Here is an 825-nt window from a genome sequence, read left to right on the forward strand (position 1 = left end):
GTCTTCGTGCGGACGCTCACCGAACCCGGAACCGAGCCGCACGATCTGGAGCTGACGGCCCGCCAGGTCGCGAACGTATCGGACGCCGACTACGCCGTCTACGTGCGGGACGTGCAGCCCGCCGTGGACGACGCCGTCCGGCTGCACGCGAAGGGCCGGTCGCTGGACGCGGCGAGCGTGATCCGGACGCTGGCCCCGCCGGAGGAAAGCGAACCCGACGAGGAGGCGCATGACGGCCTCCGCCACGAGGAGGCGGACTACGACCCGCACATCTGGCTCGACCCGAGCCGCATGGCGGCCATCGCGACCGCGCTCGGCGACCGGCTCGCCGCCGCCGACCCCGCCCACGCGCCCGGCTACCGGCAGCGCGCCGGGGCCACCGCCGCGCGGCTCGCCACGCTCGACCGCGCGTTCCAGGACGGCCTCGCGTCCTGCAAGCGCCGGGAGATCGTGACCGCGCACGGCGCGTTCGGCTACCTCGCCGACCGCTACCGCCTGCGCCAGATCCCGGTCGCCGGGGTCGACCCGTCGAGCGAGCCGTCCCCGAAGCGGATGGCCGAACTGACGCGCCGGGTGTCCGCCATCGGCGCCACGACGATCTTCACCGAGACGCTGGTCAGCCCGAAGGTCGCGCGGTCCCTGGCGCGGGAGGCGGGCGTGCGGACGGCCGTGCTGGACCCGGTCGAGGGCATCGAGGACGGCGCGTCCGGCGACTACATGACGATCATGACCGAGAACCTGCGGACGCTGCGCCCAGCGCTGGAGTGCTCATGAAACACGACCCGGCCCAGCCGCCATCCGAAGAGCCCCCGCCATCGCGAACGG

The 825-nt window shown here is 74.1% G+C and carries 1 protein-coding gene; it reads left to right on the forward strand.

All coding sequences use genetic code 11. The annotated features are described in order from the left end of the window. A partial coding sequence (locus ACTWPP_RS44995; RefSeq protein WP_443110618.1) for a metal ABC transporter substrate-binding protein occupies window positions 1–774 on the forward strand: 774 nt, incomplete at its 5' end. Between the last annotated feature and the right edge of the window lie 51 nt (window positions 775–825).

The sequence above is a fragment of the Actinomadura sp. 3N407 genome (assembly GCF_052245875.1).
GTDB lineage: Bacteria > Actinomycetota > Actinomycetes > Streptosporangiales > Streptosporangiaceae > Spirillospora.